Raw genomic sequence first — 24674 nt, 5'->3', positions numbered from 1 at the left:
ACCCCGTGGGCACCACTGCCAGAACCGCCGACCGCCTGCTCGACGCCGTGCAGGCCGGCGTCACGATCTACGACCTGGGCCGGCGGCTGACCGCCGGCATGCCGCAGTCACCGAACCACCCGGCGTTCGGGCTCACCCTGCCGCGCCGCCACGGCGACATGGTCCGGGCCGACGGCGGCTCCGCCGCCAACGACCTGCTGGTGATGGGCACGCACGTCGGCACGCACGTCGACGCGCTCGCGCACGTCTCCCAGGACGGCCGGCTGCACGGCGGCGCCGACGCCGCCGCGGCGCAGGTCGGCGGCCGGTTCGACGAGCTGGGCGTGCACACGGTCGCGCCGATGGTGCGCCGCGGCGTGCTGCTGGACGTGCCCGCGGCGCTGGGCGTCCAGAGCTGCGAGCCCGGCTACGAGATCACCCCCGCCGACCTGGACGCCGCGGTGTCCCGGCAGGGCACGCCGGTGGGCGCGGGCGACGTGGTGCTCATCCGCAGCGGCTGGGGTCGGCTGTTCGACCACGAGGACCGCAACCAGTACATCGGCAAGGACTCCGGCGTGCCGGGGGTCGGCGCGGACGGCGCCACCTGGCTGGCGCAGCGCGGCGTGCACGCGGCCGGCGCGGACACCATCGCCTTCGAGTGCCTGCCGCCGGGCAAGGGCCACAGCACGCTGCCGGCGCACCGGATCCTGCTGGTGGAGCACGGCATCTACCTGATCGAGACGATGGCGCTGGAGGAACTGGCCCGCGACGGGGTGCACGAGTTCACATTCGTCATGGCGCCGCTGCCGCTGTACGGCGCCACCGGCTCCCCGGTGCGCCCGCTGGCGGTGATCAGCCGTGGCTGAGCCGACCCTGGGCCGCCACCTGGCCACCTTCGCCGCCGACACCGCCGCCGAGGCGCTGCCCGACGAGGTCGTCGCGAGCGTCCGGGCCCGCGTCCTGGACGTGCTCGGCCTGTGCGTGGCGGCCCGGCCGCTGCCGACCAGCCAGGCGGCGCTGGACTACGTCGCCGAGCAGGGCGGCCGGGGCCAGGCCACCGCTGTCGGACTGGACGAGAAGGTCCCGGCCGCGCTGGCCGCGTTCGCCAACGGCGTGCTGGCGCACTCGCTCGACTACGACGACACGCACCTGCCGTCGGTGCTGCACCCGAGCGCGTCGGTGGTGCCGGCCGCGCTGGCCGCCGCCGAGGCGTCCGGGGCGTCCGGGCGGGAGACGGTCGCGGCCATCGCCGTCGGCCTGGAGGTGTGCGTCCGGCTCGGCATGGCCGGTTACGACCCGGCCGCCGGCAACTCCGTCTTCTTCGAGCACGGGCAGCACGCCACCTCGATCTGCGGCACGCTCGGCGGCGCGGTGGCGGCGGCCCGGCTGCTGAAGCTGGACGCCGACGGCGCGCTCGACGCGCTCGGCGTGTCCGCCTCGATGGCCGCCGGTCTGATCGAGTCCAACCGCAACGGCGGCACCGTCAAGCGGATCCACTGCGGCTGGGCGGCGCACGCGGCGGTGAGCGCCGCGCAGCTGGCCCGGCACGGCGTGACCGGCCCGCCGACCGTGCTGGAGGGACGCTTCGGCTTCTTCCAGGCGTTCCTGCGCGGCGAGTTCGACGGCGACGAGATCGTCCGCGGGCTCGGCACCGACTGGGCGGTGCCGGGCATCTTCTTCAAGCCGTACCCGGCGAACCACTTCACCCACGCCGCCATCGACGCGGCGATCGCGCTGCGCGAGCGCGGGTTGCCGCTGGACGAGATCGAGTCGATCACGCTCGGCGTGCCGACGCCGACGGTGCGCACCATCGGCCAGCCCATCGAGCGTAAGCGGGCGCCGCAGACCGGCTACGAGGCGCAGTTCAGCGGCCCGTACGCGGTGGTCGCCGGCCTGATCGGCGGCGGCGGTCTCGGCGTGGACCTCGCCGACTTCACCGACGCCCTGGCGCACGACCCGCAGCGGCGGGCGCTGATGGCGCTGGTCGACGTGGTGGGCGACGAGCGGTGCGACGCGATCTTCCCGCACCAGTTCCCGGCCGTGCTGCGGGTGGTCACCCGCGACGGGCGGGAGTGGGTGCAGGAGGTACTCGCCAACCGGGGCGGGCCGCAGCGTCCGCTCAGTGACGCCGAACTGGCGGTCAAGTTCCGCACCAACGCCGCTGCCCTGCCGGAGGCGACCGCCGACCGCATCACCGAGGAGGTCCACCGGTTGGACCGGGCCCCCGACGTCCACGGCCTGATGGGCCTGATCAACCGCCGCTGAACCGAGCACGAGGAGCAACACCATGAGCACCTACGACCTGCTGCTGACGAACGTCCGCGTGGTCCGGCACGACCGGCCCGAGCCCGAGCTGATGGACATCGCGGTCACCGACGGGCGGATCAGCCGCGTCGCCCCGCAGATCGACCGGGCGGAGGCCGCCCAGGTCGTCGACGGCGGCGGCCGGCTCGCCTTCCCCGGTGTGGTCGACGCGCACCAGCACTGGGGCATCTACAACCCGCTGAGCGAGGACGCCGTCTCGGAGAGCCGCGCCTCGGTGCAGGGTGGCGTCACCACCGCGCTGAACTACATGCGCACCGGGCAGTACTACCTCAACCGGGGCGGCCGGTACGCCGACTTCTTCCCCGAGGTGCTGGCCGCGACCGAGGGCCGCTCCTACATCGACTACGGCTTCCACCTGGCGCCGATGTCGCGGGAGCACATCGGCGAGGTGCCGTCGCTGGTCGAGGAGCACGGGGTCACCTCGTTCAAGATCTTCATGTTCTACGGCAGCCACGGCCTGCACGGCCGCTCCGCCGACCAGAACTCCTTCCTGATGATCCCGGAGGGCGAGCGGTACGACTACGCCCACTTCGAGTTCGTGATGCGGGGCGTCCAGGCGGCCCGGGAGCGTTTCCCCGAGCTGGCCGACGAGATCTCGCTGTCGCTGCACTGCGAGACCGCCGAGATCATGAGCGCGTACACCAAGCAGGTCGAGCAGGACGGCACGCTGCGCGGGCTGGAGGCGTACCACGCCTCGCGGCCGCCGCACTCCGAGGGACTGGCCGTGTCGATCGCGTCGTACCTGGCGCACGAGACCGGGCTGCCGAAGATCAACCTGCTGCACCTGACCTCGGAGAAGGCGGTCGACGCGGCGCTGCGGATGGCGCGGGCGTTCCCGCACATCGACTTCCGCCGCGAGGTGACAATCGGCCACCTGGTGGCCGACATCGACACCGCGCACGGCCTGGGCGGCAAGGTCAACCCGCCGCTGCGCCCGCGCGCCGACGTCGAGGCGCTCTGGGGGTACGTCCTGGACGGCAAGATCGACTGGGTGGTCAGCGACCACGCCTGCTGCAAGGACGAGGTCAAGTTCGGTGAGCCGCGCGACGACATCTTCGTCGCCAAGTCCGGGTTCGGCGGCGCCGAGTACCTGCTGCCCGGACTGGTCACCGAGGGCAACCGGCGCGGCCTGTCGTACCAGCGGGTGGCGGAGCTGACCTCGTGGAACCCGGCGCAGCGCTTCGGCCTGCGCAACAAGGGCGCCATCGCGCAGGGGTACGACGCCGACATCTGCCTGGTCGACCCGGACTCGACCTGGACGGTGCGCGCCGAGGACTCCGAGTCGACGCAGGAGTACACGCCGTTCGAGGGCTTCGAGCTGACCGCCCGGGTCACCGACACCTTCGTCCGCGGGCAGCACGTGCTGGTCGACGGCAAGGTGACCGGCGAGCCGGCCGGCCGCTACCTCGCCCGCCCGCAGCGGTAGGGGAACGACATGACGGCGGTGGCGCGCAGTTACCTGTACGTGCCGGGCGACCGGGCGGACCTGCTGGACAAGGCGGCCGGGCGGGGCGCGGACGCGCTCGTGCTCGACCTGGAGGACGCGGTCACACCCGCTCGCAAGGCGCAGGCCCGGGAGACGGTCGCCGGGTACCTGGGCGCCGCCGCGCCGTCCGCACCCGAGCTGTGGGTGCGGATCAACAGCGACCAGGTCGAGGCGGACGTCGAGGCCCTCTCCCCCGCCGCGGCCGGGGTGTGGGTGCCGAAGGCCGAGCCGGAGCTGCTCGCCGAGGTCGACGCCGCGCTGACCCGGGTGCAGCGGCGGCTCGGCCCGGACGCCCCGGCGTTCCGGGTGGTGGCGCTGATCGAGACCGCCCGGGGCGTGCTCACCGCGCCGCGGGTGGCCGAAGCGCCGCGGGTGCTGCGGCTCGGCCTCGGCGAGGCGGACCTCGCCGGCGAGCTGGGGTTGCAGCCCGGACCGGACCGCGCCGAGTTCGCCCCGATCCGCGCCCAGGTCGTGGTCGCGTCGGCCGCGGCCGGCGTCAACCCGCCGGTGGGGCCGGTGGAGACGACGCTGCGCGACCCGGAGCGGCTGGAGCGGACCACCCGGGCGCTGCTGCGGCAGGGCTTCCGGGCCCGCAGCGCCATCCACCCCGGGCAGGTCGCGACGATCAACGAGGTGTTCACCCCCAGCGCCGAGGAGGTGGCCTCCGCCCGGGCCGTGCTGGCGGCGCTGGAGCGGGCCGAACGCGGCGGCTCCGGGGTGGCCACCGACGCCGACGGCCGGCTGCTGGACCGGGCCGTGGTGCGCGCCGCCACCGAGGTGGTACGCCGCGCCGAGGCGTCCGCCGGCTGAACCGTGACGCCGGGCCGGGAACCGTCGACGGGTGCGACGCTCCGCGCCCTGAGCCGGTCGGCGTGAGCCGGGCGGGGCGCTCCCGTGCGCCCCGCCCGGCGGCGTCTTCCAGTGGTTCCGGTCAGACCACCGCGGGCTGGGCCTCGGTGGCCATGACGAGCGCGCCGAGCAGCGCGGCGTCCTGCGCGAAGTCCGACAGCACGATCTCCGGCGGGTACGGCAGCGTGTGGGTGAGCCGCTCGGTCAGCAGCTCCCGCACCAGGTCGTTGCCCGCGACGCTGCCGACCAGCACGATCCGCTGCGGGTCGAGCAGCAGACAGCACGTGACGAGCTGGCGGGCCAGTTCGTCGACACGCAGGTGGAGCTGATCGCGTACCGGGCCGGGCTGCTCCGCGGCGGCACACAGGCCGGCCGCCCGGCCGTCCACCCCGAGCCGCTGCGCCAGCTCGTCCAGGGCCCGGCCGGAGAACGTCGCCTCCAGCATCGGTTCCAGGCGGGGCGGCCAGCTGAGGTCGGTCAGTCCGTAGGCGATCTCGCCGGCCGCGCCGTGGCGGCCCGGCAGCACCTCGCCGTTGACGGTGACCGCCGCGGCGACCCCGGTGCCCAGCCCGACGACGAGTCCGGGATCGGCGTCGCGCAGCGCCCCGAGCCGCAGCTCGGCGTAGGCGGCGGCCTTCAGGTCGTTCGTCACCCGCACGTGCGCGAGGTTCAGGTGGGCGCGGACCGCCTCGCCCAGCCGCAACTGTTCCCAGCCGGGCACGTTCGGCGCCAGTTCGATGCCGTGGTCGTGGACGACGCCGGGCGAGGCGATGCCGGCCGCGACGATCGTGCCGCCGGTCTGCTCGGCGAGTTCGCACGCCCGGTCCAGTGCCCGGGTGAGGGCCTGCTGCGCGCCCTGCTCGGCGATCGTGGGCAGGCGCTCGGAGGCGAGCAGCCGGCCGTCGGTGTCGCCCACGCCGATCGCCATCTTGGTGCCGCCGAAGTCGATGCCGAGCAGGCGTGGATTTGCCGGTCGTTCCATGGTGATGTCAGATCGCCCTTCGGGCCGTCGGTCCAGATCACGTGGTCGCCGCGACACGACGTCCGCGACCACGGCAAGCTGCGTCTGCCGCCCCGTCACGGGCCTACCCTCGCCGCGACCGCCTCGGCGAGAGCCGCGTCGGCACGGGTCAGCCGCTCGCGCAACGTCTGCGCCCGCTCCTGCACCGCGTCGAGCATTGTAGACAGTCGCCCGACCTGGTCCCGGACGGCCGCCTCGCCGGGGCCGTCGGCCTGGGCGCGGCGCAGCACGAGTTCGGGGCGGACCGCGGCGGCCAGCAGGTCCCGTACCGCGGCGTCGTCGAGCGTCAGACCGAGGTCGGCGGCGGTGGACCGGACCAGCTCGTCGGTCCAGGTGGCCGGCGCGCCGCCGCGGACCAGCCGGCCGAGCAGCGAGTGGGCTCCCCGGAACGGCACGCCGTGGCGGGCCAGCGCGTCGGCCGCCGCGGTGGTGGTGGCGCCGGAGGCGACGATCTCCTCGCCGGACGGCGGGCGCTGCGGGTCCAGCTTCTCGATCAGTCCGCCGAGCAGGGAGAAGAACCGGTACGCCCGGTCGTCGCCCTCCCAGAGCCGGGACTGCACGTCGGTGGTGGCGTTGTTCGAGTCCTCCCACCAGGCGGCGCCGACGTTGTTGAGCACGCTCGCCGCGTCGGCCGCGGCGGCGCCGGCCATCGAGACTAGGTGTTCCAGCACCACCGGGTTGCGCTTCTGCGGCATGATGCTGCTGCCCTGGGTGAACTCGCCGGGCGTGACCACCCAGCCCCAGCTCAGCCAGTCCATCAGGGTGCGGGCGAGGCGGGCGCCGGTGGCGAGCGCCTGCGCGTTGAGCGTGGCGACCCGGACCAGGTGGTCGGCGCCGGCCACCGCCTCGTACGAGTTCACGATGAGCTGGTCGAAGCCGAGCAGGTCGGCCAGGCGGCGGGGCGAGATGTCCAGGTCGGTGCCGGCGAAGGCGCAGGAGCCCAGCGGCGACCGGTTCATCTCGTCCAGCAGGTCGGCGTACGCGGCGGCCTCACCGGCGAGCGCCTCGGCGTAGCCGGCGAAGACGTGCCCGATGCTGGTCGGCTGGGCCGGGCGGCGGTGCGTGTAGCCGGTGACCACCACGTCGGCGTGCCGGTCCGCGCGGTCCAGCACGGTCCGGCCGGTGGCCAGCAGCGCGTCGAGCACCTGGAGCAGCTGGTCGCGCAGCACCATCCGGAAGACGCCGGCGTCGAGGTCGTTGCGGCTGCGCGCGAGCTGCACGCTCAGCTGCGACACCTCGATGCCCGCCGCGGCGGCGAGACGCTTCTCCAGCGTGTAGTAGACGTCCTCGACGCTGCCGTCGTACTCCAGTTCCTCGGGCCGGTCACCGGTGAGGGCGACCAGGCCGCGCAGCATCGTCGCGGCGGCCTCGTCGGAGATCAGGCCCTGCTCGGCGAGCATGACGACGTGGGCCTTGCTGGCCGTGACCATCGCCGGGTAGAGGTTGGCGACGTGGTGGTCGAACACGACGCGGAGATGGTGCTGTTGGTAGACGGTCAGTGACGGGCTCATGGTGGCCTCCCGAGGTGGTGCGTTGTCGTGCGGCGTGCCGCGCGTGGTCATCCGGTCGTCTGGTCCGGCCCGTCGGCGCCGGGCGGCCCGGGCAGCGGCGCGGCGAGCCACGCCCCGACCAGCTCGCGCAGGCGTGCGCCGGCGGTGACGCGGATCCGGCCGCCGGCCTCCTCGCCGGCCAGCGAGATGTGGCCCGACCAGCCCTGCCAGGGGTCCGGCCGCGACTCCACCAGCACGTACGGGTACGGGGTGGGCAGCTTCGGCTTCGGCGGCAGGTCCGGCGCCGCGTCCAGGCGCACCGCGGCCGGGTCGAAGGCGAGCACCGCGGAACTCTCGTACGCGCCGCCGTGCCCGCGGGCGGGCAGCTCCCCGAACATCCCGGCCGTCTCGTCCGGGCCGACGAGCTGGAACCAGTTCACCAGCATCATGCTGGCCCGGTGCCGCCCGGACACCCACTCCATCGCGGCGCGGACGGTGGACATGTTGGCGTCGTGCCCGTTGACCACGAGCACCCGGGTGAAGCCCGCCTCGACGATGCCGGCGAGCACGTCGGCGAGGTAGCCGACGGCGATCTCCGGGCGCAGCGCCACGGTGCCCGGCCAGGGCCGGGTCTGGCCGGGGCAGGCGGCGTACGGCGTGGCCGGGAAGAGCACCGCCCGGGCGGACCCGGTGGCCAGTTCCCCGGCGAAGCCCTCGGCCAGGATCAGGTCGGTACCGATCGGCAGGTGCGGACCGTGCCACTCGACGGCGCCGACCGGCAGCACCGCCAGGTCGGCCGCCTCGGTCACGGCGGCGAACGCGTGCCCGGGTACCCGGGTGACCGGGAGCAGTCCTCCCCCGGTCCGCCACCGCTCGATCAGTTCGTCCACTGCTCGGCCCTCCGGGTCGCGGTCCGGCTGCTCTCCAGCCGCCCGGAGAACCACATCACCACGAAGATGAGCAGCACCTGAAGCATGCCGTAGGCGGCCGCGGTGCCCAGCTCGAAGCTGTACATCCGGTTGTTGATGGCCACCGAAATCGGCACCGTCGACGAGGTGTAGATGAGCACCGAGGCGACGAACTCGCCGACGCCGTGCACGAACGCCAGCAGCGCGCCGGCGAGCACGCCGGGCAGCATGAGCCGCACGGTGATCGTGTAGAACGCGCGCAGCCAGGAGGCGCCCAGGTTGCGCGCCGCGTCCTCCAGCGACGGGTCGATCAGCGCCAGCGTCGCGGAGCTGGACCGGAACACGATCGGCAGGAACCGCACGAAGTAGGCCAGCGGCAGGATCCAGAACGTGCCGACCAGCACCTGCCCGAAGCTGAACGCGTTGCCGGTGCTGAACGCCGAGATCAGGTTGATCGCCACGACCGTGCCGGGCAGCGCCCAGGCGATCATCACGGCCACGTCGAGCAGGCCGCGACCGACGAACGTCAGCCGCCGCACCGCGTACGCGATGAGCACGCCGATCACCACGCAGCCCACGACCGCGAGGAGGCTCATCTGCACCGAGTTGAGGATCGGCTGGAACGCCTTGGGGTCGGTGAAGATGGTGACGAAGTTCTCGAACGTGTACGTCGGCGGCAGCACCTCGGTGGTCCAGGACCGGTCCGCGGAGAACGCGACGAGCGCGATCGCGCCGACCGGGGCGAGCAGGACCAGCGTGGCCAGCACCGAGGCGAGCGGGGCGAGCCAGCGGCCGATCGGGTTGGTGATCTCCCGCCGGACCGCCGAGATGCCCTTGGACTGCGACTGGTAGTTGCGCCGCCCCTCGTACCAGCGCATGGCCAGCAGGAAGATGATCGAGACGATGCCGAGCACGGAGGCGTACGCCGAGGCCATCGGCAGGTCACCGTTGGTGCGGTTGATGTAGATCTGCATGGTCATGGTCTGACTGACGTTGAACAGCAGTGGCGCGGTGTAGGACGCCAGTGACGTCATGAAGACCAGCAGCGACGCCGAGATCAGCGCCGGGGTGAGCATCGGCAGCAGGACGGTGCGCCACACGCGTACCCGGCCCGCGCCGAGGTTGTACGCCGCCTCCTCCACCGAGGGGTCCATCCCGGCCAGCGCCGCGGAGGCGGCCAGGTAGAAGAACGGGTACATGGTGAACGTGTGCACCACCAGCACGCCGGCGATGCCGTCGAAGGCCAGGACCGGCTTGTCGGTGCCGAGCAGCGCCTGAAGGCCGCGCGGCACGATGCCGATGTTGCTGTAGAGCAGCTGGAAGGAGACGGCGCCGATCAGCGGCGGCAGGGCCGCCGGCACGAGGATGAACGCCTCGATGAGCCGCCGGCCGCGGAAGTGGAAGCGCTTGAGCAGGAACGCCATCGCCACGCCGACGATGCCGCAGAGCAGCACGCTGGCCGCCGAGATGAACAGCGAGGTGAACAGCGACTCGCGGGCCACGCCGGAGGAGGAGAGGAACTGGAGGTAGTTGTCGCTGCCGTTGGCGCTGACGCTCTCCCGGAACGTGGCGAACATCGGCTGGACGACGAAGCCCCAGAGCACCAGGACCAGCGGCAGCACCAGCAGGTAGGGGAACCATCGGGAGCCGGCTCCGCCGGCCAGGCGCCGGCCGAGGGCCGCCGCCCAGCCGGGGGCGGTCGGGGTCGCAGCGGTCACGGCTTGACCACCCAGAGCCGCTCCGGTGTGAGCCGCAGGCCCACGACGTCGCCGAGCTGGATGCCGGCGGGCGCGTCGACCAGTGCGGCCATCACCTCGGCGCCGTCGACGTCGACCGTGATGTGGGTGGCCATGCCGGTGAACTCGACGTGGCTGATCCGGCCGCGCATGGCCGCCGTGTCGTCGTCGCCGCCGAGCGCGATGTGCTCGGGGCGCGCGGAGACCAGTGCGGTGTCGCCCTCGGCGAGCCCGTGACCGGCGGGAGCGCCCACTTCGATGGTGGCGCCGCCGGGAAGGCGTACCTGGACGCGCTGCTCCGCGGCGCCGGTCACCGGCAGGCTCAGCACGTTGCTGCGTCCGATGAACCGGGCCACGAACGCGTTCGCGGGCTGGTAGTAGACCTCGTGCGGGGAGCCGACCTGCTGGACCCGGCCGGACTCCATGACCGCGATCCGGTCCGACATCGCCATCGCCTCGGCCTGGTCGTGCGTGACGTAGATCGAGGTGGTGCCGCTCTCCCGCTGGATGCGCCGGATCTCGGCGCGGGTCTCCTCGCGCAGCTTCGCGTCGAGGTTCGACAGCGGCTCGTCGAGCAGCATGGTGCGAGGGCGGATCACCAGGGCCCGCGCCAGCGCGACGCGCTGCTGCTGGCCGCCGGAGAGCGCGTCGATGCGCCGGTCGCCGTACCCGGCGAGGTGCACCTGGGCGAGCGCCTCCTCCACCCGGCGGGCCTGGTCGGCGCGGGAGACCCGGCGGACCTTGAGCCCGTACGCGACGTTCTGCGCCACTGTCATGTGCGGGAACAGCGCGTAGTTCTGGAACACCATGCCGGTGTCCCGCTTGTTGGGCGTCCAGTGCGTGACGTCGTCGTCGCCGAAGTGGATGTGACCGGAGGTCGGGAAGTAGAAGCCGGCCACCATGCGCAGCGTCGTCGTCTTGCCACAACCGCTCGGTCCGAGCAGCGTGAAGAACTCGCCCGCTCCGATGGTGACGGTGACGTCATCGACCGCCGCGGAGTCGCTCGACTTGGCGAAGCGCTTACTGACCGCCGTCAGTCGGACATCGATCATTTCGTGGGTCCTTCCAGGACGAAGCCGGGCCGTGCCGGAGCACGGCCCGGATCCGAGCGTCTTAGCCCTTGCCCTTGATCTGGGCGTTCCAGTGGGTGATCCAGGCGGTCTCGTTCTTGCCGATCACGTCCCAGTCGACGTCCATCGGCTTGAGGTCGAGCTTGGTCAGCCACTCGGGCTTCTCGGCGATGTCGACAGCGGGGATCTGGAAGTAGTCCTTGGCCAGGCTGGCCCGCAGCGAGTCGTCGAACAGGAACTCGAGGAACTTCTTCGCGCCCTCGCTGTTGCCGCCCTTGACCGCGGCCACGCCGTCGACGAGCACCGGGGCGCCCGAGGCCGGCATCACGTAGCCGAACGGCATCTTCTCGTTGGCCTGCAGCAGGATGTCCTGAAGGTTCCAGGCGCTGACCACGCCCTGCTCACGCGACATCTTCAGGTAGAGGTCGCTGGGGTTGGCGGCGTACTCGACGGTGTTGGCGTCGAGCTTGCGCAGCCAGTCGTAGCCGGGCTGCGGGTTGGACCCGTCGGCGGTGAAGCGCTGGATCATCGAGGCGTAGATCGAGCGCATGGTGCCGGAGGCGGCCACGTCCCGGATGATGATCTTGTCTTTCCACTTCGGGTCGACCAGGTCGTCCCAGTCCTTCGGCGCGGTCTCCGGGGTCAGCGCCTTGTTGTTGTACATGATGACCTCGGGCAGCAGGATCTCGCCGAACCAGCGGCCCTCGGCGTCCTTGTACCGCGCGTCGATCTTCGAGGCGAACGAGGGCTGCCAGGACTCCAGCAGGCCCTCGGACGCGCCGGCGGCGAGGCCCTGCTGGGTGCCGCCCCACCAGACGGACGCCTGCGGGTTGGCCTTCTCGGCGCGGACCCGCTCGAGCACCTCCTGGGCGCCCATGTTGAGCACCTCGACCTTGCCCTTGTACTCGGGGTTCTTGGTCGTGAACTGCTCGACGACGTAGTCGGTGACCGACTTGTCGCGGGCGCTGTAGATGACGACCTTCTCGGCCGACGCGGAGCCGGAGGAGCCGGCGTCCTTGTCGTCGTCGCTGCTGCCGCACGCGCTGACGGCCAGCAGCGCGCTGAACGCGACGGCCAGGGCCAAACGACGTTTCATTGGTACCTCCACTTTGCGGGGGAACTATCGGAAGCGGGAAAAGACGGTGTGCGATCCCGACCGGAGGCGCCGGCGGGTTCGCCGGTTCCCCGGGACGGGGTCGAGGGTCCGCGGGTGGCGTGCCGGACCGGGGCGCGCCGTATCGCGCCGCGACCGGTCGTCCCAGGGACGCGGTCGCCGCGACGGTTGCGGTGACGGTGGGTGGGTGTCGGGGTCGGGGGTGTCGGAGTCGTCGGGGGTCGGGTGGTGGTCAGGGAAGCGAGGGCCGGGGCACCGCGGCCGAGAGCGCGTAGCTGATCGCTCCGTGCAGCACGGCCTGGTTGCCGAGGGTGGCCCGCCGCACCTCCGTGGGTGCCGGGGTGCGGGCGGAGACGAGGGTCTGGAGCTGGCCGAGCGCCGGGTCGTCGAGTTCCGCGGCGGCGCCGCTGAGCAGCACCAGCCCCGGGTCGACCACGCAGGCGCAGGAGAGGATGAGCCCGGCCCAGGCGCCGAGGACCTCGTCGAGGTAGGCGCGGGCGGGCGCCGACGTCGCGGCGAGCCGGCTCAGCTCCCGTACCGGCGACTCGGGCCGGCGGCCCGGGTTGAGCGCGACGACCCGTTCCGCGATGGCGTTCACCGACCACCGGGCCTCGAACTCGCCGACGCCGCTGTAGCGGCGCTCGGCCGCGCCGCCCAGCGGCAGGAAGCCGACCTCGCCCGCGGCCCCGCTGGCGCCGCGGCGGACCTTGCCGTCGAGCACGAGCCCGGCGCCGATGCCGTCGGCGACGTGGATCAGCAGCAGGTTGGCCACGTCCGCGCCGGCGCCGGCGACGCACTCGCCGGCGGCCATGAGGTTCACGTCGTTGTCGACGACCACCGGTACGCCGAGCCGCCGTTGCACCGATTCGCCGATCGGCCACGCCTCGACCAGTCCGACCGACGGCGCGAGGCGTACCGCGCCGTTGCTGGACACGCCGGGCACCGCGATCGCGACGCCGCGCAGCGACGGCAGGTTGTCGCCGACCAGGTCGAGGACGAACTCGCAGACGGTCTCCACCACGTTCGCGCCGAGCCGCGCGACGCGGTGCGCGATGACCGCGCCCTCGCTGTCGGCGATCTCGCAGCTGATCCGGGGCGGCTCCAGCGACACCGCCGCGACCAGCTCGGCGCGGGGGTTGAACTCGAGCATCTCCCGGGGCCGGCCGGTGGTGGGCGCGCCCGGGCCGCGTTCGATGAGGTAGCCCTCGGCGACGAGTTCCCGCACGAGTGCGGTCACAGTGGCCGCCGAGAGGCCGGTCATCTCCGCCAGGTCGACGCGGGACAGCCGCCGGGCCTGCCGGGCGGCCAAGATCACCGAGAGACGCTTGATCTCACGGGACCGCTCACGGCTGACCGGGCTGGTCGGGGCTTTGTCAGACACACTTTCTTCCTAGTGAGAAAAAATTCTGCCGTCAAGTAACGAGATGATCTCGGTCCGCCGACCAGGGAAAATTCTGCGACCGACAAGCCGGTCGGGCTGGGGCCAGCCCGACATGACGCGCAAAACCGAGCCCTACGGTCCACATTGGGGTGCCAAACCTGGACAAAGACTGTCCCCATGCCACGGCCGGCCTCCCGATGATCGCCCTGAGCAGGCACGATCGTTTATTCGGATAAGGAAGAAAGTCGTCCAGAGCTATTGACGACGCCTCCGCAAGATCCCTAGGTTACGGCCCGAAGGCCTTCCGGTGGACCGACGTCACCACCGTGCGTACCGCTCACCCCGTGACGGTGCGCGAGCACCACCATCCCGTTGTCGAGCACCACGACCCCCGAGGACCCGACGGTCCTCAGTGGACAGCTGTCTGCATCACGGCCCGGCACGAGCCACGTGTCAGCCGGCCCGCGCCGGGCCGACCGTCCCCAGCCGCAGCACTCTCGCTTCGAGACGAAGAGGTATGCCCATGAGATGGCGCACCAGCGCAGCGATCGCCATGTGCGGTCTGCTGTCGTTGGGCCTGGCCACTCCGGCCCAGGCCAACCCCCAGCAAGCACCGAAGCCCCAGGCCAAGAAGTCCGACAAGCCGGTCGACCTGGACATCATGTTCATCGGCGCCCACCCGGACGACGAGGCCGGCCAGCTCGGCATGCTCGGATACTGGAACGAGTATCACGGCATGAAGGCCGGCGTCATCACCACCACCCGCGGCGAGGGCGGTGGCAACGCCACCGGTCTCGAGGAGGGCCCGGAGCTCGGCATCCTGCGGGAGGCCGAGGAGCGCAAGGCCGTCGGCTGGGCCGGCGTCGAGCACATCTACAACCTGGACGCGCTGGACTTCTGGTACACCGCCAGCGCTCCCCTGACCGAGGAGGTCTGGGGCCACCAGGAGACGCTGTCCCGGATCGTGCGGGTCCTGCGGACCACCAAGCCCGAGGTCATCCTCACGATGAACCCCTCGGCGACGCAGGGCAACCACGGCAACCACCAGAAGGCGGCCATGCTGGCCGTGGAGGCCTTCTACGCGGCGGCCGACCCGAAGGCGTTCCCGGAGCAGATCAAGAAGGAAGGGCTCAAGCCCTGGCGGGTCTCCCGCATCTTCCAGACCGGTGGCAGCGGCACCACCGGCACCAACGGCCCCGCCTGCGAGACGACGTTCACGCCGGCCGAGGCCAGCAACGTCATCTTCGGCACCTGGCAGGGGTACGAGTCGGCGCGGCACGACGGCAACCGGTGGAACACGGTCCAGACCTGGGCCCGCCGGGAGTACGTGTCGCAGGGCTGGGGCAACAGCTCCTTCCCGACGACCAACCCGGACGCCATCGGCTGCAACCGGCTGACGCTGATCGACACCCGCACGCCGTACCCGGACCCGAACGTCGGCGCCGGCACCGGTGCGCTGCAGGGCGCCACGCTGCGCGCGCCCGGCGGCCTGCCGCTCGGCACCGAGGTCCACGTGCGTCCGCGCAACTGGGAGGCCGTCGGCGGCCAGCCCATCAAGGTGGACACCGTCCTGTACGCCGAGAAGGCCATCCCGGGCGCCAAGGTCACCCTGGACGTCCCGGCCGGCTGGAAGGTCAGCGGTAACGGCAACGTCGGCACGCTCACGCCGGGCAAGGAGGTCGTGAAGACCTTCACCGTCACCCCGCCGGCGCAGGTCGAGGTGGGCACCCGCTTCAAGCTCGAGGCCACGCTGACCAGCAAGAAGGACGGCAGCGGCGTCAGCAGCGCCCGGGTGCAGGGCACCGCTCCGGTGCGCGGCACCCTGGAGCCGCTGGAGGAGATCGCCGACTTCCGCGCCTGGACCGTGCGCAACAAGACCCAGCAGCTCGACGCGCTCATCGAGTCCCTGCTGAACATCCCCAGCGGCGGCACCCGCAGCGTCAAGGTCAACCTGACCAACCACGGCACCCGGGTCGAGTCCGGCACGGTCAAGCTGAACGTCCCCGCCGGCTTCTCGGTGGCCGAGCAGCAGGTGCCGTACAGCGGCCTGCGGCCGGGCGCCAGCACCTCGGTGACGTTCACCGTGACCAACACCGACACGTCGCTGCCGACGGCCAACCGGGCCCCGGACAACGGCGCCTACCGGGTGCAGATCGAGACCAGCTACACCGGTGGCAGCGCGAGCGAGCCGGGTGCGTTCAACCTGGTGCCGACCACCACGATCCCGAAGGCCGCCACCGCCCCGACTGTGGACGGTCACGGTCACGACCACGAGTACACCGGCGAGGTCATCGACATCTCCACCCGCTGGGAGGGCACCGCCGCCCCGGCGTCGGACATCTCCGGCACCGCCCAGCTCACCCACACCGACGACGCCCTGTACGCCATCTTCAACATCACCGACGACGTGCTCGGCACCGTCCTGCCGCCGGAGGACTGCAAGCGTCCGCGGCGTAACGACAACATCGAGTTCGGCATCGACCCGCGCGGCAACTCGGCGAACACCTCCACCGTGTTCAACATGGCGCTCTTCCCGGCCACGAACGACCCGGCCAACGGGAACCCGCCGTGCTTCGCCCGGGAGCGGGACAACCACCAGGGCGGCCCGGAGACCGCGCCGGGTGTGGAGATCGCCTCCGTGGTGACCAGCAACCCGTACACGGGTTACCGGATCGAGGTCAAGATTCCGTTCAGCGTGCTGCCGGACACCATCGACCCGAGCCGGATGGGCCTGAACATCCTGGTCAACGACTCGGACACGCAGGACCTCAGCTCGCAGACCCGGGTCGGCTGGTCGACCTGGAGCGGCGTGCGGGCCGACCCGTGGCGCTGGGGCAACGCGCTCCTGCCGGACCTGCCGGCGAAGCCGTCGGCGCCGAAGGCTCCGATCATGCCCGACACCGCGGCGCTGAGCGTGGACTCGCCGCAGACCCTGCTCCAGTCCGTCTCGGACGGGGTCGCACCGGGTGGTTACGCCAAGCTGGCGGACAACACCGTGAAGATCAAGAAGGTCACCCGCAGCGCGAGCAAGGTGTCCGTGCAGCTGCAGGTGAAGAAGGCCGGCACCGCCCGGGCCTTCCTCTGGGACGGCACCCGGGTCGTGGCGGACGCCAAGGCCGAGCTGCGCAAGGACGGCACGCTCGTCCTGCCGCTGAGCGGGTCGCTTCCGGCCGGCACCTCGCTGCTCGTCTCGTACGAGCACGGCGGCGCCACCACCGCTCTGTCGAAGAAGATCTGCTGAGCGGACACTGATCGCGTCGATCTGACGCACGCGATGGGCCGGGCCGGCAGGCCCGGCCCATCGTGCCGTCCGCGTGACCCGCGCCGCACCCCGCTCAGCGGACCGGCGCCGGACCGGTGGCGGCGGCCGGTGACACCTCGGCCGGCTCGCGCCACCAGCGGCGCGACGCCAGCGCGGCCAGCCCGGCGCCGGCGGTGTTGAGCAGGACGTCGTCGACGGAGGACACCCGGTCCAGCCGCAGGACGTACTGGGCCACCTCGACCACGGCCGAGCAGCCGGCCGCCAGCGCCAGGATCCGCGGTACCGACGCCAGCGTCGCGAACCGCAGCGGGGCGAGGAACCCGAGCGCCGCGAACACCAGCAGGTTGCCGACGATCTGGACCGTCACCGTCAGCGGCCCGCCCGTGAGGACGGTGAGCAGGTCCCGCAGCGGCACCAGGCTCACCCGGCCGGGAACCACGCCGGCGCCGCCCCCCGGCAGCATGATCATCCAGACCCACGGCACGGTCCCGTAGACGATGCCCACCTCGGCCAGCGACCTGCGCCACGCCGGCCGCGTGCCGCCGCGCCGGCGGGCCAGGAGCCACACCACGAGCGCGGCCGCCGGCAACGCGGCCACCGTGAGCAGCACGACCCCGTTGATCGTGCCGAACCAGCCGTGCCATCCCTCGATCACGCCGCCTCCGCCCGGATCCGCCGGGCCCGCACGGGCCCGCCGTCGGTCAGGGTGCCACGGCCGCGTCGAGCGGTGGCACCGGCCCGGACGCCATCGGGTACGTGGCGACCGCGCCAACCACCTCCGGATTCGCATTCGGCCGCCGGCCGGTTGTGAATCCCCCGTCGATCGCTGATTTCCCGGCCGGCATTTCGGCGTGGGCCGCAATGGTGCCGGCCGTTTCGGGACACCCGGTCGTCACGCGCTCACCCATTCCACCGCGACCGCCGGGCATCCGGCCGGTGGGCAGCGAGCATAACCGCAGATGAGCCGCGGTCCCGCCGGTGGAAATCACGCATCCGCTTTCACGCCGGCAGCGGGTAAAGAAAGACTCACCTAACCAAGGTAAGCCTTATCTTCGTCGTTCGGGATTCCGCGCGGAAACGGCGGCTAACGGCCGCCAACCCCGCATTCCGTTGTTAAGGTGAGCATGATCCTCACTGGCGGCCGACGGGTTTGAGGACCGGCCGCAGGGCAAATACCAGATGGCATTCGAGCACCACGAGGGCCGGCCGTACGCGTTCGCCGGCCCACATGACTTGGAGGCACCATGAAGACCCTGTTGCAGTCTCCGCCGGTACGTGAATGCGCCGCCACCGCGTGCAGCTTCAACGACAACGGCTGTCACGCTCCCGCGATCACCGTCGCGGCGACCGCCGACGCGGCCTCCTGCGCGACGTTCGTCGAGTCGTCGCTCAGCGGCGGGATGAAGGAGGTCACCGGCGCGGTGGGCGCGTGCGCGCGGGCCGAGTGCGTCTACAACACCAACCTCGCCTGCACCGCCGAGTCGATCACGGTCGGTCCGGGCGCCACGGTCAGCGACTGCCTCACCTACCAGCCCGCCTGACAAACCGGACAGCACGTCCGTACGGGTCACGACGGTCACCGTCGTGACCCGTACCGCGTCTCCGGCACCCGACCCGCCGTTGCACAGGTAAGCCTTACCTACTAACGTCTGACCTGGGCCGACTTCACCCCTTCCTGGCCGAGGAGACAGACATGGCGTTGCACCCCGCGGGGCGTCCGGCCCCGGCGGCCGGTGTCGTCCCGGTCGCCCCCGGGCCGTCGGCGGGCGGTACGGGCACCTCCACGCCCCGCGACGCCGTCGCCGCCCGGTGCGTACTGACCGCTGCCTCCTCACTGCGGCTCACGCTCGGCGACACCACCGCCGACCTCCTCGCCGCCCACGCCGTCCTCCCCGACGGCACGGTCGTCCTCGCGGTCGACGCGATGAGCCGCACCGGCGGCCTCCTGGTCGCCGCGCGGAGCCACAGCGGCGCGGTACGCCTCGACGTGACCCACCTCGCCCCGGTCGCCGTGCGCTCCCGGGTGCGCGCCCGGCTGCGGATCCTCGGCACCGCCCGCCGGTTCGACCCGGCCGCCCTCGACTCCTGCGATCCGGCCACCGTGATGTCGCTGCTCGACCTGCCCCCGGTGGCGCTGTGGGCGATCGCGCCCGACGAGGTCGTGCTCGACCGGGCCGCCGATCCCGTCTCGGTCGACCTCGGCGCGTACCGCGCGGCCCGGCCGGATCCGATCGCCGTCGACGAGGCCGCCCACCTCGCGCACCTGACGCGCTGCCACCGCGACGTCCTCGACCGGCTCGGCACGCTCGTCGACCCCGCCGCTTCGACGCGCGTCGTCCCGGTCGCGCTGGACGCCGAGGGCATCGTGCTGCGCGCGGAGCGGCCGGACGGCCACACCGACACCCGGTTGCCCTTCGCCCGCCCGGTCACCGCCGGCGCCGGCCTGGCCGAGGCGCTGCGGACGCTGCTCGCCTAGGCCCGGCGAGCCGATCGCGGGAGCCGGATGAAGGCGGGACGAAGGCGAGCGGTGGGGACAGCCGGGACGGCGACGACGCGCCACCTGTGGCGTCCGCCGGTCGCGGGCCGGCGAGCCACTGGTGGCGACAGTCGTCAGCCGGCGCAGCAGCCGCCGGTCTGGCCGCCGGCCAGGGTGTCGAGGCTGACCAGGCTGAGCGGCGCGGAGAGCAGGCCCCCGGAGATTCCGGTCGCCAGTCCCTGCGCGGCCGGCTGGGCGGCCGGGTCGGGGCCGCAGCAGCCGTCGGTGCCGGTGGAGTCGGCGGGGTTGCTGTTGCAGACGCCGGTTTCGGGCAGGTCGAGCTGGACGTCGCGGGCGGCGTCCCAGTCGCCGGCGAGAGCGGCGACGACGGAGCGGACCTGCTCGTAGCCGGTGGCCATGAGGAACGTCGGCGCGCGGCCGTAGCTCTTCATGCCGACGGCGTAGTAGCCGATCTCCGGATGTGCGAGTTCGGCGGCGCCGTGCGGAGGAACGGTGCCGCAGGAGTGCTCGTTCGGGTCGATCAGCGGGGCGAGGGCGCGGGTGGCGCCCATGACCGGGTCGAGGTCCAGGCGCAGCTCGGCCGCGATCGAGTGGTCGGGGCGGAATCCGGTGGCGGCGACGATGCGGTCCACGGTGACGGACTCGTCGGTGCCGTCGGCGTGACGCACGACCACGGCGACCCGGCCCTCGGCCGGGGTGAGGGCGTGCACGGAGAAGCCGGTGAGCAGCCGGATGCGGCCGGCGTCGACGTGGTCGCGCAGCCGGGCGCCGAGCGCGCCGCGGGCGGGCAGGGCGTCGGCGTCTCCGCCGCCGTAGGTGCGGGCCGGGCTGGCCGAGCGGATCGCCCAGATCACCTCGGTGCCGGGCTCGGCGGTGGCCAGCTCGGCCAGTGAGAGCAGGGTGTTCGCGGCCGAGTGGCCGGCGCCGACGACGAGGGTGCGCCGGCCGGCGAAACGGTGCCGGTCGGCGCCGAGCACGTCGGGCAGTGCGTGTTCGAGGAACGCCGCCGCGTCCTTCTCACCCCGGGCGGGCAGGCCGGAGGCGCCGAGGACGTTGGGGGTGCCCCAGGTGCCGGAGGCGTCGATGACGGCGCGGGCCAGCAGTTCGTCGCCGTCGGCGAGGCGGATCAGGAACGGCGTCTGTTCGCGGCCGGCGGTGCGCAGCCGGTCCAGGCCGAGCCGGCTGATCGCCTCCACCCGCGCGCCGTAGCGCAGGTGGGGCTTGAGCTGCGGCAGGTCCGCGAGGGGCTGGAGGTAGTCGGTGACCAGCTCGGCGCCGGTGGGCAGGGCGTCCTCGGCCGGGGCGACCCAGCCGGTGTCGTCGAGTAGCCGGCGGGCGGCCGGGTCGACGTTGTACCGCCACGGGGAGAACACCCGCACGTGCCCCCACTGCCGCACCGCCGCGCCGGCGGTGTCGGCGGCCTCCAGGACGAGGAAGGGCAGGTCACGCTCGCGCAGGTGGGCGGCGGCGGCCAGACCCACCGGGCCCGCGCCGATCACCACGACGGGCGACTCGTCCAGGACACTCATCGGGAACTCCTCTGTATTGAGAATTGTCGAATCAATGAGGTGCGGTGGTGCCGCGCGGACGGCACGGACCGGGATCAGGTGACGGCGCGGCCGGCCGTCAGCAGGCTTCGACCGGATCGGGCGCCGGGCGGCCCATGACGACGTCGGCGGCGGACGGGAAGCATCCGACACAGGCGTCGTTGATGCGGTAGTGGCGTGCGGTGCCGACCGGCTCGACGAGCACGAACCGCACCTCGGTGAGGATCTTCAGGTGCTGGGAGACGGTGGACTGGGCGAGCCCGACGGCGGCGACGATCTCCCCCACGCTCATCGGCCGGGCGTGGCGGGCCAGGTACTCCACGAGCTGCACCCGCGTCGGGTCCGCGAGTGCCCGGAACCACGAGGCGTAGGTCTGCGCGGTGCCGCGGTCGAGGAGGTCGCCCACCATCACTCCCTCTATCGTTCATCGCCGATTAACGATCGAAGTGTAGCAGGCGCGGGAACGGTGACCCGCAGGGCGGTGGCCCCTTCTCAGCGGGGAGCGGTCAGCGCGTAGGCGGCGGTGCGGGCGCGGTCGTGGAGGCGGTCGATCCGCTGCGCGGTTGTGGACACCCGGGCACAGGAGTCGCAGAACCGGACCCCTGCCAGGACCGACGGCCGGCGGCGCGGGAAGCCGAACATGGCGAGCCTCATTTCCTCGGGGCACCCTGTCTAGATGCCTGTCTAAACAGAGATTTGCACGCTGATTAGATAGATGTCAACCTAGGGGCATGCCGAAGCACCAGGCGCCGATCCCACTCGTCGACCTCGACGCCGACGTGCCGTGCTGCCCCCCGCTGGCGCAGCGCCGGGTCCCGGCCGAGACGGCCGCGGTGCTCGCACCCGCGTTCAAGGCCCTCGGCGATCCGGTACGGCTGCAGCTCATGTCGATGATCGCCTCCGCCGACGGCGGCGAGGCCTGCGTGTGCGACCTGACGCCGGCGTTCGACCTGACCGGGCCGACGATCTCCCACCACCTCAAGACCCTGCGCGAGGCGGGCCTGGTGGACGCCGAGCGGCGGGGCACCTGGGTCTACTACCGGGCGCGGCCACAGATCCTGCGCCAGCTCGCCGGCCTGCTGTCGATCGAGCCGACCGCCGCGACGCAGCGGTAGACCGCCGCGCGGCGCCCCGCGCTTCGATCCGCTCGATGCCGGCTTGACGCTTCCAGATTGCTCAGCGATGATTGAGTCAATGGACATTGATCCTTCATCCCTCGCCGCCCGTGCGCGGATCCACGCCGCGCTCGGCGATCCGGCCCGCCTGGCCATCGTGGACGCGCTCACCCTGGGCGACGCCTCCCCCGGGGAGATCGCCCACGCCCTGGACATGCCGACGAACCTGGTCGCCCACCACGTCAAGGTCCTCACCGACGCCGGCCTCGTCGCCCGGGGCCGGTCGGAGGGCGACCGGCGGCGCACCTACCTGCGACTCCGACCGGCCGCCCTCTCCGCTCTCACGCCGCCGCCGCTGGCGGCTGCGCATCGGGTCGTCTTCGTCTGCACCCACAACTCCGCCCGCTCGCAACTGGCCGCGGCGCTGTGGAAGCGACGCACCAACGGCGACGCCGCGTCCGCCGGCACCAGGCCGGCGCCCCGGGTCCATCCCCGCGCGGTCGCCGTGGCCCACCGCCACGCCCTCGACCTCGACCCGGCCGGCACCGCACACGTCGACGACATCGTCCGGGACGACGACCTGGTCATCGCCGTCTGCGACAACGCCCACGAGGAGCTCACCGGGCCGGTCCGCCCCCGTCTGCACTGGTCGGTGCCGGACCCCGCCCGCGTCGACACCGACGAAGCGTTCGAGGCGGCCTACGCCGACCTCGCCGACCGCGTCGACCGCGTCGCCCCGCACACCGCGGCGACCTCACCCGACGCGCACGCGCCGGCACCGACGACCCACGGGAGACACCCATGAGCACCGCGACCAGAGCCGACCACGCCCCACCGGTGGTGGCCCGCCTGTCGCGCCTCGACCGGTTCCTGCCGGTCTGGATCGGCCTGGCCATGGTCGCCGGCCTACTGCTCGGCCGGATCGTCCCCGGACTGGACGACGCTCTCGACGCCGTCGAGGTCGGTGGCATCTCCCTACCCATCGCTCTCGGCCTGCTGATCATGATGTATCCGGTACTGGCCAAGGTCCGCTACGACCGCCTCGACACCGTCACCGGTGACCGGCGTCTCCTGGTCTCGTCGCTGATCCTCAACTGGATCGTCGGTCCCGCCGTCATGTTCGCCTTGGCCTGGGTGTTCCTGGCCGACCAGCCGGAGTACCGCACCGGTCTGATCATCGTCGGTCTGGCCCGCTGCATCGCGATGGTCATCATCTGGAACGACCTGGCCTGCGGCGACCGGGAGGCAGCGGCGGTCCTCGTCGCCGTCAACTCGGTGTTCCAGGTCCTCGCCTTCGGCCTGCTCGGCTGGTTCTACCTGTCGGTACTGCCCGGCTGGCTGGGTCTGGACGGCGCCGCGCTGGAGGTCTCCGGCTGGGACATCGCCGGCAACGTGCTCGTCTTCCTCGGCATCCCACTGCTCGCCGGCTACCTCTCCCGCCGCCTCGGCGAACGCGCCAAGGGCCGCGACTGGTACGAGCAGCGATTCCTGCCCAGGATCGGGCCCGTCGCCCTGTACGGACTGCTGTTCACCATCGTCGTCCTGTTCGCTCTGCAGGGCGAGGCCATCACCGGCCGACCGGTCGACGTGGCCCGCATCGCCCTGCCGCTGCTGGCCTACTTCGCCCTCATGTGGGCCGGTTCCTACCTGCTCGGCCGGGCCGTCGGCCTGAACTACGAACGCACCACCACCCTGGCGTTCACCGCGGCGGGCAACAACTTCGAACTGGCCATCGCGGTCGCGATCGGCACCTTCGGGATCGCCTCCGGTCAGGCCCTGGCCGGCGTCGTCGGCCCGCTGATCGAGGTCCCGGTCCTCGTCGGCCTGGTCTACGTGTCGCTGTGGGCCCGCGCCCGCCTGTTCCCCGCCCCGGAAACCCGGCCATGAGACGCCTCGACTGCGCCGCGGCACGCCGCGCGGCGACCACCGGAATCAGGGAGACCCGATGAGCGACAAGCCCAGCGTCCTGTTCGTCTGCGTGCACAACGCCGGTCGTTCCCAGATGGCCGCCGGGTGGCTGCGCCACCTCGCCGGCGACACCGTCGAGGTCCGCTCCGCCGGCAGCGCACCCGCCGGCGAGGTCAACCCTGCCGCCGTCGAGGCCATGCGGGAGGCCGGCATCGACATCACCGACCAGACCCCCAAGCTCCTGCGGTACGAGACGGCGGAGTCCTCGGACGTCATCGTCACCATGGGCTGCGGTGACGCCTGCCCCGTCTTCCCGGGCAAGCGGTACGAGGACTGGAAGCTCGAAGACCCCGCAGGCAAGGGCCTCCACGCGGTACGCCCCATCCGGGACGAGATCCGCACCCGGGTGGAACGGCTGCTCGCCGAACTGCGCCGCAGCGCCTGACATCCGCCCTGACTGTTCCGCGGCCGGACGGCGGTCGTCAGCTCCCGGCGTGCAACTGACGGTGATCCGCTCCTGGTTGCACCGGCAGGCGGCCGCCGTTGGTGCAACGATGCAAGCGTGGGAACTGCGAAAACCTCCACCCCTGCCATCTCGCCGCTTGCCGGCGAGCCGATCAAGCGTGCCGATGCCGAACGGCTCGCGGGAGTCCTGAAGGCGTTCGCCGACCCGGCTCGGTTGCGCCTGCTCAGCCTGATCCAGTCCGCTCCGGAGGGCGAGGCGTCCGTCAGCGACCTCACCGCGCCGCTCGGTCTCTCCCAGCCGACCGTCAGCCATCACCTTCGGATCCTCACCGAGGCCGGCCTGCTCGAGCGTGAGAAGCGGGGTGTGTGGGCGTACTACCGCCTGGTGCCGTCCGCGATCTCGGCGATCGCCGAGTCGTTGACGCCGCCTCGTAAACGGCCGACGAAGAAGGTCCGCTGAGCGGGGGACTGCCGGGCTGCCGCGCGTGCCCGCCGGCCTGACCGGGTCGTGCCCCGGAACG

The 24674-nt window shown here is 72.4% G+C and carries 23 protein-coding genes; 12 read left to right on the top strand and 11 right to left on the bottom strand.

All coding sequences use genetic code 11. The features are described from left to right. Positions 1-5: 5 nt before the first annotated feature. Genes ACN27C_RS21340 through ACN27C_RS21325 form a run of 4 tightly spaced genes read left to right on the top strand, consistent with a single transcriptional unit; the run spans position 6 to position 4600 of the window. Entirely contained in the window at positions 6-845 is an 840-nt protein-coding gene (locus tag ACN27C_RS21340) for a cyclase family protein (protein WP_357794903.1), read from the top strand. After that, on the top strand, positions 838-2244 hold the full coding sequence (locus tag ACN27C_RS21335) for an MmgE/PrpD family protein (RefSeq protein WP_422747659.1): 1407 nt from the start codon (positions 838-840) through the stop codon (positions 2242-2244). Before ACN27C_RS21340 ends, ACN27C_RS21335 begins: the two co-directional genes overlap by 8 nt. A 22-nt stretch (positions 2245-2266) precedes the next feature. Beyond that, entirely contained in the window at positions 2267-3730 is a 1464-nt protein-coding gene (locus tag ACN27C_RS21330) for a dihydroorotase (RefSeq protein WP_120569441.1), read from the top strand. Between the two features lie 9 nt (positions 3731-3739). Next, entirely contained in the window at positions 3740-4600 is an 861-nt protein-coding gene (locus ACN27C_RS21325) for an HpcH/HpaI aldolase/citrate lyase family protein (protein WP_422747656.1), read from the top strand. A gap of 121 nt (positions 4601-4721) precedes the next feature. On the opposite strand, the gene ACN27C_RS21320 is transcribed toward ACN27C_RS21325, so the two are convergent. From ACN27C_RS21320 to ACN27C_RS21290, 7 genes are all read right to left on the bottom strand, one after another. Next, the gene (locus ACN27C_RS21320) at positions 4722-5621 is read right to left on the bottom strand and encodes an ROK family protein (RefSeq protein WP_422747655.1); all 900 of its coding nucleotides are present in this window, start codon (positions 5619-5621) and stop codon (positions 4722-4724) included. Positions 5622-5716: 95 nt separating this feature from the next. Further along, entirely contained in the window at positions 5717-7171 is a 1455-nt protein-coding gene (locus ACN27C_RS21315; protein ID WP_350814730.1) for an argininosuccinate lyase, read from the bottom strand. 47 nt (positions 7172-7218) lie between these two features. After that, positions 7219-8040: a creatininase family protein gene (locus tag ACN27C_RS21310; protein WP_252447938.1), complete on the bottom strand. Its 822-nt coding sequence runs from the start codon at positions 8038-8040 to the stop codon at positions 7219-7221. Next, positions 8028-9776, bottom strand: coding sequence for an ABC transporter permease (locus tag ACN27C_RS21305; protein ID WP_121685373.1), 1749 nt, complete (start codon positions 9774-9776; stop codon positions 8028-8030). Before ACN27C_RS21305 ends, ACN27C_RS21310 begins: the two co-directional genes overlap by 13 nt. After that, positions 9773-10846: an ABC transporter ATP-binding protein gene (locus ACN27C_RS21300; protein WP_252447937.1), complete on the bottom strand. Its 1074-nt coding sequence runs from the start codon at positions 10844-10846 to the stop codon at positions 9773-9775. The genes ACN27C_RS21305 and ACN27C_RS21300 overlap by 4 nt, the downstream gene beginning before the upstream one ends. A 61-nt stretch (positions 10847-10907) precedes the next feature. Continuing rightward, positions 10908-11960, bottom strand: coding sequence for an extracellular solute-binding protein (locus tag ACN27C_RS21295; RefSeq protein WP_121685375.1), 1053 nt, complete (start codon positions 11958-11960; stop codon positions 10908-10910). Positions 11961-12210: 250 nt separating this feature from the next. Then, the gene (locus ACN27C_RS21290; RefSeq protein WP_422747650.1) at positions 12211-13359 is read right to left on the bottom strand and encodes an ROK family transcriptional regulator; all 1149 of its coding nucleotides are present in this window, start codon (positions 13357-13359) and stop codon (positions 12211-12213) included. 523 nt (positions 13360-13882) lie between these two features. Here ACN27C_RS21290 and ACN27C_RS21285 point away from each other — a divergent pair. Further along, entirely contained in the window at positions 13883-16600 is a 2718-nt protein-coding gene (locus tag ACN27C_RS21285; RefSeq protein WP_357894389.1) for a sugar-binding protein, read from the top strand. Positions 16601-16694: 94 nt separating this feature from the next. Here ACN27C_RS21285 and ACN27C_RS21280 read toward each other — a convergent pair whose 3' ends face one another. Continuing rightward, entirely contained in the window at positions 16695-17276 is a 582-nt protein-coding gene (locus ACN27C_RS21280; protein ID WP_357894386.1) for a VanZ family protein, read from the bottom strand. A 589-nt stretch (positions 17277-17865) separates the two neighbouring features. On the opposite strand from ACN27C_RS21280, the gene ACN27C_RS21275 reads away from it, so the two are divergent. Both ACN27C_RS21275 and ACN27C_RS21270 read left to right on the top strand, forming a co-directional pair. Further along, positions 17866-18162: a DUF1540 domain-containing protein gene (locus ACN27C_RS21275; RefSeq protein WP_120569438.1), complete on the top strand. Its 297-nt coding sequence runs from the start codon at positions 17866-17868 to the stop codon at positions 18160-18162. A 152-nt stretch (positions 18163-18314) separates the two neighbouring features. Continuing rightward, on the top strand, positions 18315-19097 hold the full coding sequence (locus ACN27C_RS21270) for a DUF2470 domain-containing protein (RefSeq protein WP_357894383.1): 783 nt from the start codon (positions 18315-18317) through the stop codon (positions 19095-19097). A gap of 134 nt (positions 19098-19231) precedes the next feature. Here ACN27C_RS21270 and ACN27C_RS21265 read toward each other — a convergent pair whose 3' ends face one another. From ACN27C_RS21265 to ACN27C_RS21255, 3 genes are all read right to left on the bottom strand, one after another. Next, a complete protein-coding gene (locus tag ACN27C_RS21265; protein WP_422747647.1) occupies positions 19232-20647 on the bottom strand; it encodes an FAD-dependent oxidoreductase in 1416 nt (471 codons plus the stop codon). A gap of 97 nt (positions 20648-20744) precedes the next feature. Next, the gene (locus tag ACN27C_RS21260; RefSeq protein ID WP_422747645.1) at positions 20745-21074 is read right to left on the bottom strand and encodes an ArsR/SmtB family transcription factor; all 330 of its coding nucleotides are present in this window, start codon (positions 21072-21074) and stop codon (positions 20745-20747) included. Positions 21075-21157: 83 nt separating this feature from the next. After that, positions 21158-21319, bottom strand: a complete 162-nt coding sequence (locus tag ACN27C_RS21255) for a hypothetical protein (RefSeq protein ID WP_158614806.1) — start codon at positions 21317-21319, stop codon at positions 21158-21160. 77 nt (positions 21320-21396) lie between these two features. Between ACN27C_RS21255 and ACN27C_RS21250 the strand changes: the two genes are divergently transcribed. From ACN27C_RS21250 to ACN27C_RS21230, 5 genes are all read left to right on the top strand, one after another. Further along, the gene (locus ACN27C_RS21250; RefSeq protein WP_121685380.1) at positions 21397-21780 is read left to right on the top strand and encodes an ArsR/SmtB family transcription factor; all 384 of its coding nucleotides are present in this window, start codon (positions 21397-21399) and stop codon (positions 21778-21780) included. A 79-nt stretch (positions 21781-21859) separates the two neighbouring features. Next, complete coding sequence (locus ACN27C_RS21245) at positions 21860-22585, top strand: helix-turn-helix domain-containing protein (protein WP_422747642.1); 726 nt, start codon at positions 21860-21862, stop codon at positions 22583-22585. After that, positions 22582-23667, top strand: a complete 1086-nt coding sequence (gene arsB, locus ACN27C_RS21240; RefSeq protein WP_121685381.1) for an ACR3 family arsenite efflux transporter — start codon at positions 22582-22584, stop codon at positions 23665-23667. The genes ACN27C_RS21245 and arsB overlap by 4 nt, the downstream gene beginning before the upstream one ends. Positions 23668-23725: 58 nt before the next feature. After that, positions 23726-24133, top strand: a complete 408-nt coding sequence (locus ACN27C_RS21235) for an arsenate reductase ArsC (protein ID WP_121685382.1) — start codon at positions 23726-23728, stop codon at positions 24131-24133. A gap of 117 nt (positions 24134-24250) precedes the next feature. Beyond that, positions 24251-24613 (top strand): ArsR/SmtB family transcription factor, encoded by a 363-nt coding sequence (locus ACN27C_RS21230; protein WP_121685383.1) that lies wholly within the window; start codon positions 24251-24253, stop codon positions 24611-24613. The last annotated feature ends 61 nt before the right edge of the window (positions 24614-24674 follow it).

The sequence above is a fragment of the Micromonospora sp. WMMD1219 genome, from assembly GCF_049315215.1.
GTDB classification, from domain to species: Bacteria; Actinomycetota; Actinomycetes; order Mycobacteriales; family Micromonosporaceae; genus Micromonospora; species Micromonospora tulbaghiae.
Note: the sequence above shows the minus strand (reverse complement) of the source record. Positions and strands in the feature narration are given on the sequence as shown.

Coding starts and splice junctions, on each gene's coding strand:
- ACN27C_RS21330 (WP_120569441.1), top strand. CDS start 2,267: ATGAGCACCTACGACCTGCTGCTGACGAACGTCCGCGTGGTCCGGCAC.
- ACN27C_RS21325 (WP_422747656.1), top strand. CDS start 3,740: ATGACGGCGGTGGCGCGCAGTTACCTGTACGTGCCGGGCGACCGGGCG.
- ACN27C_RS21320 (WP_422747655.1), bottom strand. CDS start 5,621: ATGGAACGACCGGCAAATCCACGCCTGCTCGGCATCGACTTCGGCGGC.
- ACN27C_RS21315 (WP_350814730.1), bottom strand. CDS start 7,171: ATGAGCCCGTCACTGACCGTCTACCAACAGCACCATCTCCGCGTCGTG.
- ACN27C_RS21300 (WP_252447937.1), bottom strand. CDS start 10,846: ATGATCGATGTCCGACTGACGGCGGTCAGTAAGCGCTTCGCCAAGTCG.
- ACN27C_RS21295 (WP_121685375.1), bottom strand. CDS start 11,960: ATGAAACGTCGTTTGGCCCTGGCCGTCGCGTTCAGCGCGCTGCTGGCC.
- ACN27C_RS21285 (WP_357894389.1), top strand. CDS start 13,883: ATGAGATGGCGCACCAGCGCAGCGATCGCCATGTGCGGTCTGCTGTCG.
- ACN27C_RS21275 (WP_120569438.1), top strand. CDS start 17,866: ATGAAGACCCTGTTGCAGTCTCCGCCGGTACGTGAATGCGCCGCCACC.
- ACN27C_RS21270 (WP_357894383.1), top strand. CDS start 18,315: ATGGCGTTGCACCCCGCGGGGCGTCCGGCCCCGGCGGCCGGTGTCGTC.
- ACN27C_RS21265 (WP_422747647.1), bottom strand. CDS start 20,647: ATGAGTGTCCTGGACGAGTCGCCCGTCGTGGTGATCGGCGCGGGCCCG.
- ACN27C_RS21260 (WP_422747645.1), bottom strand. CDS start 21,074: ATGGTGGGCGACCTCCTCGACCGCGGCACCGCGCAGACCTACGCCTCG.
- ACN27C_RS21255 (WP_158614806.1), bottom strand. CDS start 21,319: ATGAGGCTCGCCATGTTCGGCTTCCCGCGCCGCCGGCCGTCGGTCCTG.
- ACN27C_RS21250 (WP_121685380.1), top strand. CDS start 21,397: ATGCCGAAGCACCAGGCGCCGATCCCACTCGTCGACCTCGACGCCGAC.
- ACN27C_RS21245 (WP_422747642.1), top strand. CDS start 21,860: ATGGACATTGATCCTTCATCCCTCGCCGCCCGTGCGCGGATCCACGCC.
- arsB (WP_121685381.1), top strand. CDS start 22,582: ATGAGCACCGCGACCAGAGCCGACCACGCCCCACCGGTGGTGGCCCGC.
- ACN27C_RS21235 (WP_121685382.1), top strand. CDS start 23,726: ATGAGCGACAAGCCCAGCGTCCTGTTCGTCTGCGTGCACAACGCCGGT.